Raw genomic sequence first — 16,920 nt, 5'->3', positions numbered from 1 at the left:
ATTCGCCGTTAACCAGAATGATGGTATTAAGAATAGCTATTTCTTACTTTTTGTATGGGAATAATTATACCTAATGCTAAGTGCTATAAATTTGATGTGATCGATTGTTTTGTTTTATTTGAACCTACTCAGGGGCATTACTAGCAAAAACGTGATCCCAAACAGGATCTACTAGGCTAAAGTCTTTTTTGCAGCGTGAAATGCTGAATTCAAGTCAAAAATCGGGCTGATGAGTGACAGATTTGTCTGAGTGAGTAGATGCGAGTAGACTGCATCCCCTGTTTGATTTCGGAGTTAACCACCATGAGCGAAACGGCAAGCTGGCAGCCGATTGCACCTATCGCCAATTTGTTGAAACGCGCAGCAATAATGGCAGAGATCCGGCGCTTTTTTGCCGATCGTGGCGTATTAGAAGTTGAAACGCCAACCATGAGCCAAGCGACAGTGACGGACGTTCATTTAGTCCCATTCCAAACCCGGTTTGTTGGCCCGGGCGCTGCCGATGGTATGACGCTGTACATGATGACCAGCCCGGAATACCACATGAAGCGCTTGTTGGCGGCAGGCAGTGGATCTATCTATCAATTGGGGCGCAGTTTTCGCAATGAAGAAGCTGGCCGTCATCACAATCCTGAATTCACCATGCTGGAATGGTATCGCCCACATTATGATATGTATCGCTTAATGAATGAGGTTGATGACCTGTTGCAGCAAATACTGGATTGTAATAGCGCTGAAACCTTGTCTTATCAGCAAGCATTCCTGCGCCACTTAGACATTGATCCATTGTCGGCAGATAAAGCGCAATTGCGTGAAGCCGCGGCAAAACTGGATTTAAGTAATATTGCCGATACAGAAGAAGATCGCGATACGCTATTGCAGCTGCTGTTTACCGTTGGAGTCGAGCCACACATTGGCCGCGATAAACCCGCCTTTGTTTATCATTTCCCCGCGTCTCAAGCTTCACTGGCGGTGATCAGCACTGAAGATCACCGAGTAGCAGAACGTTTTGAGGTTTACTTCAAAGGTATTGAGTTAGCGAATGGTTTCCATGAACTGACTGATGGTGATGAACAACTGCAACGTTTTGAGCAAGATAATCGCATGCGAGCCAAACGGGGTTTACCGCAGAACCCAATCGATATGAACCTAATTGCCGCCTTGAAACAGGGCTTGCCGGATTGCTCAGGAGTGGCGTTAGGTGTTGATCGTCTGGTGATGCTGGCGCTGGGGGCGGAAAGGTTAGATGAGGTTATCGCATTCCCAGTAGGGCGTGCTTAATAACCCCTCGCCCTTGGCGCCGCAGCGGTGTTCGCTACGTTCACGAACACTGATGTAAGCTCATCGGGATTAATGAACTTGCTGCCGTGCTGCAACACCAATGACTTTGGGTAATATTCCTGATTATTGGGCCTGACTCTTCACAGAGTCAGGCCATTTCTCTATCGATACGTCAACTTAATTTACAAGCTACCCGGTGTGCGGCCACGCCCTGAAGTAATAGTGCGGCCAGCGCCACGCCCCAGTGTTTCCAGCCGAGCCTGGAAGGGTGGGAATGGCAGAGTAATGCCGTGCTCACGGTAACCGGCCAGAATCAACTGGTGGATCTCATGGCGCAGTGGCATACGATGGCCCATTTCGGCGGCGTAAATACGCAGTTCGAAAATCTGAATCCCTTGTTGAAGATCAACCAGATAGACCTCGGGTGGTGGGTTATCCAATACCAAGGTACAGCGGCGTGCAGCAGTAAGTAACACCTCAGTCACTTCCTCACTGCTGGTTTCAGCCGGAGCCGGTACTGTGAGTACCACACGGGTAATTGAATCCGACAGTGACCAGTTAATAAATTGCTCAGTAATAAATGCCTTATTCGGCACGATAATTTCTTTGCGATCCCAGTCAGAGATAGTTGTGGCACGGGTATTGATTTTGGTCACGCTACCGGTGAGATCACGTATGGTCACGGTATCGCCGATACGGATCGGTTTCTCGAACAAGATGATCAGACCAGAAACAAAGTTGGCAAAAATCTCCTGCAAACCGAACCCCAAACCTAAACCAAGTGCGGCAACCAACCATTGGAATTTCGCCCACTCGATCCCCAACATAGAGAAACCGAGCAAGCTGCCGAACAGGATCAACAGATATTTGGTGATGGTGGAGATGGCATAGCCCGTTCCCGGCGTCAGATCCAGATGCTGCAATAGCGCCAGTTCCAGTAGGGCAGGCAGGTTACGCACTAGCTGGGTAGTCACAACCATCACTAAAATAGCGATCAGCAGTGATCCCATGGTGATCGCCTGCACCGACTCAATACCGTTAATGGTGGATGACACATCCCACAGGCGAATATTTTCCAGAAAACCAAACGCTGAATGAATCTCAGACCACAATGCTATCACTGAAACCAAGGCGATCATCGTCAGGATCGATCGCACCAGACGCAGAGATTGGGCGCTGATCACATCCAGATCAATGACCGGTTCCTCAACATCAATGGACCCTTCGGTACTGTTATTGTGCGGCGTATCTTCTTCACCGCGGGCGCGCTGCGCCAGAATATCGGCTCGCCGCTGCTTAGCTCGGTCAAAAGCAATACGGCGGCGCTGAATCAGCATCCAACGGCGGATAATATGGTAAACCACCAACAAGAAGAACCAGATGGCAACCGAGGTTTCCAAACGCGCCAGTAGCGCCTGTGAGGTGGTGAGATAACCGAGCGCCGCGGCCAATGCCGCAATCAGTGGGGCAGATAGCAGTAGCCCCCATAACGCCACGTTAATGATGTTCTCGCCCGAGCCTTTTTTATCCAGATAGAGTGGAATACCGGCTCGTTTCAGGCTATTGGTCACCAGACTTAAGGCAACACACAGCAAAATAAAGCACAAGCGGCCCAGGGTGCCAGCGAATTCACGGTCGTTATAATTCTCGAATGTAATCAGTGCCATCATCAATGGGATAATCAACCACACTGACATGCGATAAAAACGCATTGCCCGCCCGACCTGCGCCGGTGACCAGCGGAAGTGGGTGATAAACAGGCCATGAGGATGGGCAAACGAGGCACTTATCATAAACAGCCACAGTACTGGCACGGTGGCAGTGACGGCATTACCAATGGCGATCGCCATCGGATATGACCAGGCGTTTTGCAGGCCATAGCCGAGCGCGGCCCACAATACCGGTAGCGGCAGCGCCATCAGAATTGACCAGAAAACGGTACGTAATGTCAGGGAGAAATGGTCTTGCGTAACCTTACCTACCCGGCTGCTAGCACGCTCCAGGAAGGCATGATAGTGGCGACGCAAGCTGATACTGAAACCGACAAACAGCAAGGCTGCGCTGATCGGTAGCAGTGTCTCCTGGCTGGTCATCATCATGACGAATGCGCCACTTAACTGCGAAAGTGTATCCAGCGACAGTAAGCGGGTCAGGTCATGGGCAACGTTAATCGGGTAAGACAGTGATATTGGGCTGACATCTGCGACCCAAAACAGATAACGGTGAGTGGCCTCGCGAACTTCACTTAGCGCATCCACCAACTGACTGTTGGCCACTTTCAACTTGGTTAATTCTAGAATCTGGGTGTCATAGCCGGACAGCAGAGAATTCAGCAATTCGCGCTGTGTGCGCCATTGAGCATCAAGGATCCGCTGCTGTTCGGTGGTGAGCGGTGTACCATCATTTTGCTTTAATTTGACATTTTGCTGCTGTAACTTCTCCAACATGTCTTCATATTGCAGACGTTGAACCCGCAACTGCGCCATATCACGATCCAGTTGCTGAGATTTCGGTACGTCAGGCAATCTTGCAACCTGTGCCCGCAGTGTTTCCCCCAGTGCGGTTGAAACGCCCAGCCACTGGGCCTGTTCACGAATAGTACTGAGAGCCTGCCGGACTTGTTGGGTCTGGGCTACCGCTTGCCGTTGTTGCGAAGAGATCAGATCAATGCGTTGCGCCTGTTGATTTAGCGCTTGAGATAGCTCGCGGTTGATTTGCAGTTGCTGGATGATTGACTCAGGTAAATCGCCCCCTTGTTCCGCCAGTAACTCGGTGCGCTCAAGTGCCTGTTCAGCCGCCTGCTGACGCTGGTTATTGAGATTATTACGTAAGGTTTGGAGCTGAGCATCAACCCGTTCTTGACGCTTTTTGTATAACTCGGCGCGCAGCCGTGACAGCTCTTGCCGGTTGTTGGCTGAGAGCTGAGAAAGCTCCAGTTCATTGGCTTTAGCCTTACGGGCCACGGCTTCTGCTTGTAGTAATGCAAACTGTGCCTGTGCGACCGGATTGGCGGGGTTACTTTGCGCCTGAAGGCGGGTGCTGATTTCAGTCAGAATTCGCCGAGCTTCTGATTGCTGCTGAGGCAACTGGCTGAGGGATTCACTGATTTCCCGCGCCCGATCCTGTTCTTGTTGCGACAGACGGCTTAATTCCAACAACTGGCTGCTGATTTGCAGCACTTGTTGTTCCAGTTCGGATGTAGACATGTTACTGGGTACGGGCAGGGGTTTATCCCCTTCTTGCGCCAGTTCCTGGCGTAACTCGCGGGTCAGTTTGGGGAAGTCATCAATGGCTTTTTGATACTGCTGGGCGCGGATATCAGACTCTTTTGCATCCGCCAGCCAGCTAAGAGCCGATTGCAGCGCCTGAACAATTTCGGTCTGATTTGGCATCCCTTTATTGGTTTCAGCCTGTTTCAGCTCTTGTCTGAGCTGATCTTCATTAGGCTGAGTTGCCGCATGCAACGGCAAAGACAGCAGCATGACAAATGACAGTAACAGGCCAAAAGAGAGTGATTTACCAAAAGATCGAGAAATTATTAGGCGCACGTAAGGGTTCCTTAACATCGATTACGTTTATACCCGTCATACTCCAAGCTGCATATGCATTGGCTGCTCTCGTTTACCCGAATCATTGACTAGTCTCAACTCATCGGGTTTATTCGCTTGCCGCCTTACTGCAACTCGAATTATTTAGGGTATAGCAGTAGGGACGGCTTCGGCTAATACTTCACCCATGCGGGTAACAGAACCACTGTTTAACTGTGGTGCTAAATAGACTTTACCTTCAGCAAACAGGTTAATCACTGTCGAGCCTAACTTAAAGCGGCCCATTTCTTGCCCTTTTTCCAGCACTACCGCGCCTTCAGTTCCTGCTTGCGGATAGGTCCATCGGCGAATCACACCTTCTCGTGGCGGGGTAATGGTGCCAGCCCAGACGGTTTCTATGCTGCCAACAATAGTGGCACCTACCAGAATTTGTGCCATCGGGCCAAAAGCGGTATCAAAGATGCAAATAATACGTTCATTACGTGCGAAGAGATTAGGCACATTGGCCGCAGTCAATGGATTGACCGAGAACAAATCACCTGGCACATAAATCATTTCGCGCAAGATACCGTCACACGGCATATGGACGCGATGGTAGTCACGTGGAGCCAGATAGGTGGTGACAAAATGGCCATTTTGGAACTCAGCAGCCAACATATAGTTACCGGCGAGTAGGGCTTCCAGCGTGTAGTTGTGGCCCTTTGCCTGCAAAATTTGCCCGTCATGAATTGCGCCTAACTGGCTAATAGCGCCGTCGGCAGGTTGGGCCAAGAGGTTTTCTTCCGTTACAACAGGGCGCACACCCGCGCGCAGTGGGCGCACAAAGAACTCATTAAACGAACGATAAGCAGAGAACTCAGGGTCCTGGGCTTCCTTCATATCAACATGGTAGTAGCGGGCAAATGCCTTGATCACCAGTTGGGTCAGCCAGCCACCTTGCTTATCTGCCCCCCAGCCTGCCAAACGAGTCAGGCCAAGTTTTGGGAGTAAATATTGTAATCTGATTTTGATACTGTCCAGCACGTAGACCTCTGGGTAAACGGTAAAATTAATGAGGGGGCGCATTATACTCGTCGCCCTTCAAGATACAGGGGTGTTGGCTGCCTTTACTCACACCAGTCACTTACTTGAGTAAGCTCCTGAGGCTTCGCTCAATTGCCGCCTACCTGCATCTTGAAGTCACTGGGTATATATCTTTCTGCGCCCACAGTTTTTAGCTAAAGCATGTTCAACAGGACTATTGAGACATCATTTCTCGTCGCTATCAGATGTCTTACGCGGCTTCGCCTGTTCCATACTTTCCAGGATTCGATGGTAATTATCGAAACGCTCTTCAGCGATTTTGCCTTGTTCTACCGCTTCGCGCAGTGCACAACCGGGATCGGTGGTATGGCTGCAATCACGGAATTTGCAATGGCCGAGATAATCACGGAATTCGACAAATCCTTGAGTGATTTGTTCCGGTGCCAGATGCCAGAGGCCAAATTCACGCACCCCCGGTGAGTCAATCACATCGCCGCCTTGCTGGAAGTGATATAAGCGGGCTGCGGTGGTGGTGTGCTGACCCAGACCTGAATTACCCGATACCGTATTCACCAGAATTTCGTTATCCGTTGGCGGTAACAGGGCATTCAGCAGGCTGGATTTACCCACGCCGGACTGACCGGCAAAGATACTGATGCGCCCGGCCAGTGCCTTTTCAAAGGCTTCCATCCCTTCACGGGTTTGACTTGAGACTTCCAGCACGTTGTAGCCAATGCGCCGGTAAATCTCCATCATGCCATCAACGAATTTACGGCCATCGGCATCCAGTAAATCGATTTTGTTCAACACAATTAACGGTTCGACTTCCAGTGTTTCACAGGCCACCAGATAGCGATCGATAATATTAAGAGAAAGTTCAGGTAAGATCGCCGAAACGATCACTATCTGATCGATATTTGCGGCGATCGGTTTCACGCCGTCGTACAGGTCAGGGCGTGTCAGCACGGATGTACGCTCATGTACGGCTTCGACAATGCCTTTAACCCGCACACCTTCCTGAGCTTGCAGGCCTGGACGCCAGACCACACGGTCACCGGTAACCAGTGATTTAATGGTACGGCGGATGTTACAACGGTGTTGAACACCATCGGTGGCTTCGACATCGGCGTGCTGACCGAAACGACTGATTACGATACCTTCTTGCGCATCGCCAAGCTGAGAGTCATCTAACTCAGGTTTTCTATCAGTGCGTAGCCGACGCTGATGGTTTGCCTGCACACGGCGTTGTTGACCTTTCGACAGTTTATTCTTACTCACTGCGCCTCACTTGAATCTGCATTAATACCCTTCATACTTGAAGCCGCTAGGGCCACTCGCTTCACTCCCCCGCATCGGTGTAATCTTATCGGGATTCGTTTGCTTGCTACCTACCTGCAACGCCAATTTCTTTGGGTATATCGCTGGTTGCGACCAAAAGGGCTATGATACACATTATTTTATCAATTAACCGTTTGTTCGGTAGTCTCACCCGCTAACAGGCAGGAAATATTATGGCAGAGAATCAAAATAATCTGATCTGGATCGATCTGGAAATGACCGGCCTTGATCCTGAGCGCGATCGGATCATTGAGATAGCCACTCTGGTCACCGATGCTAATCTCAATATTCTAGCCGAAGGCCCAGTATTGGCGGTTCATCAGTCAGATGAACAGCTTGGGCTTATGGATGAATGGAATGTGCGTACCCATACCGGCAGTGGTTTAGTGGAACGGGTTAAAGCCAGCCCATTTAGCGATAGTGATGCTGAATTACAAACCATTGAATTCTTGAAACAGTGGGTTCCAGCAGGCGCTTCACCTATCTGTGGTAACAGTGTCGGCCAAGACCGCCGCTTCCTGTTCCGTTATATGCCAGAGCTTGAAGCTTATTTCCACTACCGCTATCTGGATGTCAGCACGCTAAAAGAGCTGGCACGCCGCTGGAAACCAGAGATTCTGCCTGGTTTCAAAAAACAAAATACCCATCAAGCACTAGACGATATCCGTGAATCTGTGGCTGAGCTTGCCTATTACCGCGAGCATTTTATTCAATCTTAATCCCCTGCGGCCTTGAAGTAGCAGGGGTGTTAGCTGCACTCACTTACCCGAATCACTGACTGCCCGTTGACCTTAAAATAAATAGACTCATCAGGATGCGTTTGCTGGCTGCCTGGCTGCTACTCCAATGACTTTGAGGATTTGTTGCGGCCTTGCAGTAGCAGGGGTAGCTGCGTTTACACCCCTGCTGTTTCAATAACTTTGGGTATATACTTTGCCCGGCGCTGGTAAAAGCGCCACATTGCTGTTTTAATCGGCACTTGAACCAAAAAATGATTTTTTTGCTTTTAGGGGCTTGCGGCAAAACGGATTTCTCGTATAATGCGCACCCCGTACCGATGAAGAATTCGCAAACATGCGCAGACCGATTTAGTACGAGTTATGTGTAGAAAAAGTTGTAAAAAGTAAGACGGCACCAAGCGGGAATAGCTCAGTTGGTAGAGCACGACCTTGCCAAGGTCGGGGTCGCGAGTTCGAGTCTCGTTTCCCGCTCCAATCTTTAACCATAAAGATAGTGACCGGCAGTACAACAGCTTTAGTTCAGAAGTCAGAAATAGAAGTGATACGTTATTATGACGTATGGCAGCGACGCGGGAATAGCTCAGTTGGTAGAGCACGACCTTGCCAAGGTCGGGGTCGCGAGTTCGAGTCTCGTTTCCCGCTCCAAAATTTTTATTCAATTCTATTATTTTTATCCACAGCTACATAACGCGCCATGCCGCGTTGTACATACAATGTATTAACTTCGTCAACAGACTTATCCACAGATTCTGCTCTTTTTATATCCAGCTCATATTTTATCCACTGCGTAACCCTCTTTCATATCTCTTTGATTTATCGATATATATTTTTCTGTGAAAACGTTATACCGATCACTTGCGCTTTTTTTCGCACTTGATTGCCAAGGTGTTTTTATTTTTATGCACAGGAAAACTCCGAGTTCATTCATTATAAAAATACATAAAAAAAAGCCATACCAAACAGCATATAGTTTCAGGTAAAGGGGGGATATCAGGCATCCCGTGGTAGGCCTTTCTCAATAGCCCGCACCAGCCTTTTTTTCTGTGGCGATTGAACAGCCACAGTCAGTGTAGACCGTCTTTTCAATTGTTGTGAGATTGACCACTCAATATGTTCATCTAGCATTGGATCAATCCCGCGGCGCGCTTCCAGTGCCAATACGATACTGTCGAGATAGGGGGCATTGCCCAGTGCTACCGAGATATTACGTAGCCAGCGTAGGTGACCAATGCGGCGGATGGCGGAACCCTCCGTAACCCGCAAAAATTTCTCTTCATTCCAGGCAAATAAATCCAATAACTGTGGCGTGTGTAGCACGGCGCGTGGGCTGAAATCTTCCTCATCAGTTAATTGTGAGAAGCGGTTCCAGGGGCAGATAAGCTGACAATCATCACAGCCATAAATACGATTTCCCATTAGTGGACGAAATTCTTCTGGTATCGCCCCTTCAAGTTCAATGGTCAGGTAGGAGATACAGCGGCGAGCATCAACGGTATAGGGTGCAACGATAGCGCCGGTCGGGCAGGTGGTGATACAGGCAACGCAACGGCCACATTGCTCCTCTTGCGGCTTATCTATAGGCAGCGGCAGATCAATTAATAATTCGCCAAGAAAGAACCAGGAACCCGCATCACGATTTAAAATCAGTGAGTGCTTACCAACCCAGCCAATTCCTGCTTTTGCAGCCAATGACCGCTCCATTATGGGGGCAGAATCGACAAATGGGCGGAAATTGATGTCACCGTGAGCCTGCTCCAGACAGTAACTCTGAATCATATCGCCCAATCTTTTCAGCCGCTGGCGCAGCAATTTATGATAATCACGGCCCAGCGCATAGCGACTGACATAACCTAACTCAGCATTGTTCAATGTGCTGGCAAATGCAGCCTTGGCAGGGAGATAATTCATCCGCACGCTAATCACCCGTAAGGTTCCGGGTAATAATTCATGGGGCCGCGCGCGCAGCATACCGTGGCGAGCCATCCAGGCCATCTCGCCATGATATTGTTTATCAAGCCAAGTTTGTAACCGCGGTTCTTCCGCAGACAAATCCGTATCGCAGATACCGACTTGCTGGAAACCTAGCGATTGCCCCCATTGCTTGATATGTTGGGCTAATTGATTCAGATCGAGGGGGTGTGCCATGACGGACCATAGTAAGAAACAAATCGGTGTCAGCTTACCACACTCTGTTTTTTCTGCGGACTGGGTACGCCAGAACGAGGCCGTGGCCGCGGCACACTTTTCTCTAACGTTGTTTGATCTGATGGTCAGAGCGGGCGATGCGGCCTTTGAACTGGCGCGTAAACAGTACCCAGCGGCGCGTCACTGGTTGATATTATGTGGCCACGGTAATAATGGTGGCGATGGTTATATCGTTGCGAATCGGGCATTAGCCGCCGGGCTGAATGTTACGCTTATTGCCTGCCCCGGCAATCGGCCATTACCCGCACAAGCGCATCAGGCGCAATCCCAATGGCTGGCGGCAGGTGGCATAATTCATCAACCTGAGACACCGTGGCCACAACATGTTGATTTGATTATTGATGCATTGTTGGGTATTGGCCTGCGAGCGGCACCGCAAGGCGCTTATGCTACGCTGATTGACACCGCGAATCGCCATCGGGCCGCAAAGATTGCCTTGGATATTCCTTCTGGACTCAGTGCCGATAGCGGTGCTGCTCCCGGATCTGTTATTCGCGCAGACCACACCCTGACTTTTGTCGCGCTGAAACCAGGTTTGCTCACCGGTCAGGCCCGTGATTGGGTGGGGCATTTACACTGCAATGACTTGGGGCTGACAGCATGGCTGCTCACTCAACCGCTACAAATTGAGCGAATGACCGCAGATCACCTACCGCAATGGCTACAGCCACGCCGCCCTTGTGCTCATAAAGGGGAACATGGCCGATTGTTGCTGGTGGGCGGAGATAAAGGGCTGGGAGGTGCGATTCGCATGGCTGGTGAAGCCGCTCTGCGCAGTGGGGCTGGCTTGGTGCGAGTGCTCACTCACATTGAGCATGTGGCACCGATTCTGGCGGCAAGGCCCGAGTTGATGGTACAAGAGTTAACGCCGGAAACTCTTGAGCAAGGTATTGGCTGGGCTGATGTCCTGGTTGTCGGCCCGGGGTTAGGGCAGTCCGATTGGGGCCGGAATGCTCTGAATTTATTGCAACAAAGTGATAAACCAGCATTATGGGACGCAGATGCGCTCAACTTGCTGGCATTAAATCCACATAGGCGTCAGAATCGGGTATTGACCCCACATCCAGGGGAAGCTGCTCGTCTGCTTGGTTGTCGCGTCGCTGATATTGAGAGTGACCGCTTACTTTCGGCCCGAAACATCGTTAAACAATATGGTGGTGTGGTGGTATTGAAAGGTGCTGGTACCCTGATTGCCAGTGAGCAGGGCGAGATGGCGATTGCTGATGTTGGTAATGCAGGGATGGCCTCCGGCGGCATGGGGGATATTCTGTCCGGTATTATTGGTAGTTTGATAGCACAAAAGCTGGTGCTGTATGATGCTGCCTGTGCAGGTTGTGTCGTGCATGGCGTTGCCGCAGACAAACTGGCTGAAGTTCAAGGCACCCGGGGTTTACTGGCAACAGATTTACTGCCAGTTATTCCGAAGTACGTTAATCCTGAGTTAGCAAGATAGATATCACAGAATGAAAGAACTCGTTTTACCTCTGCCTGATGAGGCAGCGACCGTTGCATTAGGGGCTAGTTTGGCCCATGCCTTCAATGGTGCTAGCGTTATTTATCTGTTCGGTGACTTAGGTGCCGGAAAAACAACTTTCAGCCGCGGCTTCCTTCAGGCCCTTGGCCACATTGGTCATGTTAAAAGCCCTACTTATACCTTGGTTGAACCTTATGCATTAACTCCAAGACCGGTTTACCATTTTGACCTATATCGTCTGGCGGATCCTGAGGAGCTGGAGTTTATGGGTATTCGTGATTATTTCGATGAGCGGGCAATTTGCCTGGTGGAATGGCCACAGCAAGGTGAGGGGTTCTTACCTCGGGCCGATATAGAGTTACATTTGGCGTATCAGGCTGAAGGGCGTGAAGCCCGTCTGGTTGCCCTTTCTGATGCGGGTGCGGATGTATTGCGCCGTTTAGCTGCTGTGCAAGGATAATTTGATAATGATGCATAGCTTGATGCTAATAAATCGCTGCCAACGATCGTTTACCGCAGTCATGCTGGTTATGGTGAGTTTATTAAGCCTACCTTCCGCCTTGGCTATGAAACTCACCGATATTAAGGTGAACAATGGCCCGACGGAAAGCCGGGTGACGCTCAGTTTTGATGGCAAACCGATTTATGCCTTTTTCTCGTTGAGTTCGCCTGAGCGAGTGGTGTTGGATGTCCGCCAAAGCGGTAATCTCTCTGGTTTGCCCTTGGAGTTCAGTGGACAGAATCTGCTGAAAAGAATTCGCTCCAGCACCCCGAAAGATGAGCAAAGCACCCGTCTGGTGCTGGAATTGACGCAAAAAGTTAAAACCCGCGCGGTGACACAGCAGTCGGGCAGTAACTACACGGTGGTCATTACCATGACCGCAGCCGCCCCTGCTCGTCAGGTACAAACCACGTTAAGCCCAAACAATACGTTAAGCTCAAACAATACGTTAAGTCCAAACAATACGTTAAGTCCAAACAGTAGACCACTCAGCCAAACCAATACCCCTAGCCCGAATGCTGGGCGTTTGACGCCGCCGGTCAATAACGTGAATACGGCACCGCGCGTGACCAGTTCAAACACCACATCGGAGGCTAAAAACCCGTTTAACAATAAGCCGACCGTGGTTGTCAGCAGTGATACCGTCACCACCAATACCGCCCGCCCGATTAAAGCCAGCCGTGTTGCTAATAGTGATCGTGTAGTGGTGGCAATCGATGCCGGTCACGGTGGGCAAGACCCAGGTGCAATCGGGCAAAATGGCCTGAAAGAGAAGAATGTCACGATTGCCATCGCCCGCCGACTTGAAGCATTGCTTAATAGCGACCCGATGTTTAAACCGGTTTTAACCCGCAATGGCGATTACTTCATTTCGGTGATGGGCCGTTCGGATGTGGCCCGTAAGCAGGGGGCTAACGTGCTGGTTTCTATTCATGCGGATGCGGCACCTAACCGCAGTGCTACTGGGGCTTCGGTCTGGGTTCTGTCAAATCGCCGTGCTAACAGTGAAATGGGTAACTGGCTGGAACAGCATGAGAAACAATCTGAATTGCTCGGTGGCGCAGGTGACGTGTTGGCGAATACCGCGTCAGACCCCTATTTGAGTCAGGCAGTATTGGATCTCCAATTCGGCCACTCCCAGCGGGTGGGCTATGACGTAGCGACCAAGGTGCTGCGTGAGCTACAAACAGTAGGTGACATTCATAAACGTCGGCCTGAACACGCCAGTCTTGGGGTGTTACGTTCACCGGATATTCCATCGTTATTAGTGGAAACCGGCTTTATCAGTAATAGTACGGAGGAGCGGCTGCTTGGCAGTAGCGCGTATCAGGAGAAGATTGCTCAGGCCATTTATAAAGGCTTGCGCAGTTATTTCCTTGCGCATCCGCTACAAGCCGACCCAAAGGTCGAAAACCGTCCGCTAATAGAAACAGCGGCGGTTGATTCTTCAGTACAGCGTTCAAGTGTTAATCAGCCAGAACCGATTGTCAGCAATGCGCAAAGCGGCAGAGTCTCTGCCGTCAAGCCTGTGGCGACAGGGAAAAGCCAAATCCATAAAGTACAACGTGGTGAAACCTTATCCGGCATTGCGAGCCAATACGGTGTCAGCATGGCGCTATTGCGACAAAACAATACGCTGAAAAATGATGTGGTGTGGGTGGGTCAGCGTTTGAAAGTGCCGGCATCGGGCAGCACGGTAAAGGCTGCGGCACCAAAAACCCAAACAATTGCTAAAAACAAAACAGTAAAACATCAGGTAAAACGGGGTGATACGCTATCAGCCATTGCGGCCAGATATGGCGTGTCGATGAGTGAGATTGAGCGGGCGAACAAGATAAAGTCAGGTAATGTCCAGCTAGGGCAAACCCTCACGATCCCACAATCGTAAGCGAAAGGAACTGCTATGCCGATTCATATTCTGCCACCACAGCTTGCTAACCAAATTGCCGCCGGTGAAGTGGTAGAGCGGCCTGCGTCGGTGGTTAAAGAGTTGGTAGAAAACAGTCTGGATGCAGGAGCCACCCGGATTGATATCGATATTGAACGGGGTGGCGCCAAACTGATTCGTATCCGCGATAATGGCTGCGGCATCGGCAAAGACGATTTATCACTGGCGCTGGCGCGCCATGCCACCAGTAAGATAAGTTCGCTAGAAGATCTGGAAGCTATCCTCAGCATGGGCTTTCGTGGCGAAGCACTGGCCAGTATCAGTTCAGTCTCACGTCTGATTCTGACTTCCCGCACTGCCGAACAAAATGAAGCCTGGCAGGCTTATGCGGAAGGGCGTGATATGGCCGTCACTATCAAGCCAGCGGCGCATCCAGTGGGGAGTACCCTTGAAGTGCTGGATCTGTTTTATAACACGCCAGCGCGCCGCAAATTTATGCGCACTGAAAAAACCGAGTTCGGTCATATTGATGAAGTGGTGCGGCGCATTGCGCTGGCGCGCTTTGATGTGGCGATCAATCTGAGTCATAACGGTAAGTTAATGCGTCAGTACCGCGCAGCCCCTGACCCTTCACAGCACGAGCGTCGGCTGGCGAGCATCTGTGGCCCGGCGTTTTTGCAGCATGCACTGGCCATTTCCTGGCAACATGGTGATTTGACTATTCGTGGTTGGGTGGCTGATCCTGCCGCCAGTCGTACACTCAGTGAAATGCAGTATTGTTACGTCAATAATCGCATGATGCGTGATCGGTTGATTAATCACGCTATCCGTCAGGCCTATCAAGATTTACTCAAAGATGATCAACAACCCGCTTATGTTTTGTATCTGGATATTGATCCACATCAGGTGGATGTAAATGTGCATCCGGCGAAACATGAGGTGCGTTTCCATCAGGCGCGGTTGGTACATGACTTTATTTATCAGGCTGTTACCACTTTTTTACAGCAGACTGCCTCGCCAGTGCTAAATATCAATGAAGATGGTGAAGAGATAGAAGCACCACGCTGGCAGCCGGAAAATCGTGTGGCGGCGGGGGGGAATAAATATGCGCAACCGGAGCCTGCAAAAGCGCCAGCGGCAGAACGGACACGGGTTTCAGATAAAGTATCGTCTTCAGAACCCACGCTAGCGGCAGCGCGGTCTCCTGCCCGTGAACAGGCAGCACCTGGCTATAGCGCTGGGCAACCCTACCAAAAGCAGCAAGGCGAATTGTATCGTCAATTGGTGCAACCGGCCGCTGTGAGCCAAGCCATAGAACAGCCTGCATCGGTGCCAGCCCCGCGCTTTGCATCAGCAGATGAACCACTTCATGGCGATTATTACAGCTTTGGCCGAGTATTAACGGTATTCCCACCTTGCTATGCTTTGATTGAATATAAGCAAGGTGTGGCATTATTGGCACTGACTGTTGCCGAGCGCTGGCTGAAACAAGCTCAACTGAATCCGCCAGCCGAGGGTTTACGCCCTCAGCCATTACTTATTCCATTAAAACTGACATTAGATAAGAATGAGGCCGCAGCCTGTCTGCGCCATCAGAACTTATTGGTTACTATGGGGATAGAATTGACTGTTGAGCAGGCAAGAGCCACTTTACGTGCGGTATCTTTACCATTACGCCAACAAAATTTACAAAAAATGATACCGGAACTGTTAGGCTATCTGTCGCAGCATGAAGAGATATCGCCAGATGTTCTGGCCACATGGATTGCCCGCCACCTTGGCAGCGAACATGAGGTTTGGAATATGTCTCAAGCGATACAGTTATTGACGGATGTGGAACGTCTTTGTCCGCAGTTGGTGCAATCACCGCCTGCTGGATTATTACAACCTATTGATATAAAGGCTGCATTGGCAACCCTAACACATGAATGATATTGAAAATCTAGACCGGCCACCGGCAATTTTTATTATGGGGCCAACCGCTTGTGGTAAAACAGCGCTCTCCATTGCGCTTCGTCAGCGGTTACCTGTGGAGTTAATCAGCGTCGATTCTGCCTTGATCTATCGTGGCATGGATATCGGCACCGCTAAACCTGGTGCTGAAGAACTGGCGTTAGCACCACACCGGCTGATTGATATCCGTGACCCGGCTGAATCCTACTCAGCCGCTGATTTCCGTAAAGATGCATTGAAAGAGATGGCCGATATTACCGCTGCCGGGCGAATTCCGCTGCTGGTGGGGGGGACCATGCTGTATTTTAAAGCGCTGTTGGAAGGATTATCTCCGTTGCCACCTGCAGACCCGCAAGTGCGCGAGCGTATTGAACAGCAGGCCGCTGAGCTGGGTTGGGAGGCATTGCATCAGCAATTGGCCAAGATAGACCCGGTTGCTGCGGCGCGAATTCATCCTAATGATCCCCAACGGCTCTCTAGAGCACTGGAAGTTTTTTTTATTTCAGGTAAAACTTTAACGGAACTGACTAAAATTTCGGGTGAAACCTTACCCTATCGGGTTCACCAATTTGCGATTGCGCCTGTTAGCCGGGAACTGTTGCACCAGCGGATTGAATTACGTTTTCATCAGATGCTGGACGCAGGGTTTGAAACAGAGGCTAGGGCGCTTTTTGACCGCGGTGATTTGCATACGGATTTGCCTGCCATTCGTTGTGTGGGATACCGGCAGATGTGGTCTTATCTGTCCGGTGAGATTGATTACGACGAAATGGTTTACCGTGGAGTTTGTGCGACACGTCAACTGGCAAAGCGCCAAATGACTTGGTTACGGGGCTGGAGTTCAGTTCAGTGGCTCGACAGTGATAAGCCGGGAGAGGCTTTAGACTCTGTAATACAGGTTGTTAGTGCATAGGTTGAATGATTGTGTACAATTGATTAGTACTCAACGCGCGGATTTTTTTTACGCA

11 protein-coding genes and 2 tRNA genes are annotated in these 16,920 nt (G+C 50.3%); 9 read left to right on the top strand and 4 right to left on the bottom strand.

Features of this window, described 5'->3' with window-relative positions:
- The first annotated feature begins 303 nt into the window (after positions 1-303).
- Entirely contained in the window at positions 304-1,281 is a 978-nt protein-coding gene (gene epmA, locus V1952_RS01015; protein WP_372557818.1) for an elongation factor P--(R)-beta-lysine ligase, read from the top strand.
- A 182-nt stretch (positions 1,282-1,463) separates the two neighbouring features.
- Here epmA and mscM read toward each other — a convergent pair whose 3' ends face one another.
- The 3 genes from mscM to rsgA all read right to left on the bottom strand — a co-directional run bounded on the left by mscM (position 1,464) and on the right by rsgA (position 7,130).
- Positions 1,464-4,847, bottom strand: a complete 3,384-nt coding sequence (gene mscM, locus V1952_RS01010; RefSeq protein WP_372557819.1) for a miniconductance mechanosensitive channel MscM — start codon at positions 4,845-4,847, stop codon at positions 1,464-1,466.
- Between the two features lie 126 nt (positions 4,848-4,973).
- Positions 4,974-5,852, bottom strand: a complete 879-nt coding sequence (gene asd / locus V1952_RS01005; protein ID WP_420074213.1) for an archaetidylserine decarboxylase — start codon at positions 5,850-5,852, stop codon at positions 4,974-4,976.
- Between the two features lie 225 nt (positions 5,853-6,077).
- Positions 6,078-7,130 (bottom strand): small ribosomal subunit biogenesis GTPase RsgA, encoded by a 1,053-nt coding sequence (gene rsgA, locus V1952_RS01000; RefSeq protein WP_005187493.1) that lies wholly within the window; start codon positions 7,128-7,130, stop codon positions 6,078-6,080.
- 233 nt (positions 7,131-7,363) lie between these two features.
- Here rsgA and orn point away from each other — a divergent pair, with 233 nt between their 5' ends.
- The 3 genes from orn (at position 7,364) to V1952_RS00985 (ending at position 8,575) form a co-directional block, all read left to right on the top strand.
- Positions 7,364-7,909, top strand: a complete 546-nt coding sequence (gene orn, locus V1952_RS00995) for an oligoribonuclease (protein ID WP_005187496.1) — start codon at positions 7,364-7,366, stop codon at positions 7,907-7,909.
- Positions 7,910-8,328: 419 nt separating this feature from the next.
- A tRNA-Gly gene (locus tag V1952_RS00990) sits at positions 8,329-8,404 on the top strand.
- A 95-nt stretch (positions 8,405-8,499) separates the two neighbouring features.
- Positions 8,500-8,575 (top strand) — tRNA-Gly (locus tag V1952_RS00985).
- 345 nt (positions 8,576-8,920) lie between these two features.
- On the opposite strand, the gene queG is transcribed toward V1952_RS00985, so the two are convergent.
- Positions 8,921-10,075 carry a tRNA epoxyqueuosine(34) reductase QueG gene (gene queG / locus V1952_RS00980; RefSeq protein ID WP_372557820.1) on the bottom strand — a complete coding sequence of 385 codons (1,155 nt, stop codon included), beginning with the start codon at positions 10,073-10,075 and terminating at the stop codon, positions 8,921-8,923.
- Between queG and nnr the strand changes: the two genes are divergently transcribed.
- The 5 genes from nnr to miaA all read left to right on the top strand — a co-directional run bounded on the left by nnr (position 10,074) and on the right by miaA (position 16,865).
- Entirely contained in the window at positions 10,074-11,588 is a 1,515-nt protein-coding gene (gene nnr, locus V1952_RS00975) for a bifunctional ADP-dependent NAD(P)H-hydrate dehydratase/NAD(P)H-hydrate epimerase (RefSeq protein WP_372557821.1), read from the top strand. The two genes, queG and nnr, sit on opposite strands and share 2 nt — an antisense overlap.
- 10 nt (positions 11,589-11,598) lie before the next feature.
- Complete coding sequence (tsaE, locus tag V1952_RS00970; RefSeq protein ID WP_083160981.1) at positions 11,599-12,069, top strand: tRNA (adenosine(37)-N6)-threonylcarbamoyltransferase complex ATPase subunit type 1 TsaE; 471 nt, start codon at positions 11,599-11,601, stop codon at positions 12,067-12,069.
- Between the two features lie 61 nt (positions 12,070-12,130).
- Positions 12,131-13,999: an N-acetylmuramoyl-L-alanine amidase AmiB gene (amiB, locus tag V1952_RS00965; protein ID WP_420074212.1), complete on the top strand. Its 1,869-nt coding sequence runs from the start codon at positions 12,131-12,133 to the stop codon at positions 13,997-13,999.
- Positions 14,000-14,014: 15 nt separating this feature from the next.
- Positions 14,015-15,931, top strand: a complete 1,917-nt coding sequence (gene mutL, locus V1952_RS00960; protein WP_420074210.1) for a DNA mismatch repair endonuclease MutL — start codon at positions 14,015-14,017, stop codon at positions 15,929-15,931.
- Positions 15,924-16,865 carry a tRNA (adenosine(37)-N6)-dimethylallyltransferase MiaA gene (gene miaA / locus V1952_RS00955; RefSeq protein WP_420074209.1) on the top strand — a complete coding sequence of 314 codons (942 nt, stop codon included), beginning with the start codon at positions 15,924-15,926 and terminating at the stop codon, positions 16,863-16,865. Before mutL ends, miaA begins: the two co-directional genes overlap by 8 nt.
- The last annotated feature ends 55 nt before the right edge of the window (positions 16,866-16,920 follow it).

Origin of the sequence: Yersinia sp. 2542 StPb PI, from assembly GCF_048593855.1 — a bacterium.
GTDB classification, from domain to species: Bacteria; Pseudomonadota; Gammaproteobacteria; order Enterobacterales; family Enterobacteriaceae; genus Yersinia; species Yersinia enterocolitica_E.
The sequence above is the reverse complement of the archived record's forward strand: the minus strand, read 5'-3'. Positions and strand labels throughout refer to the sequence as shown.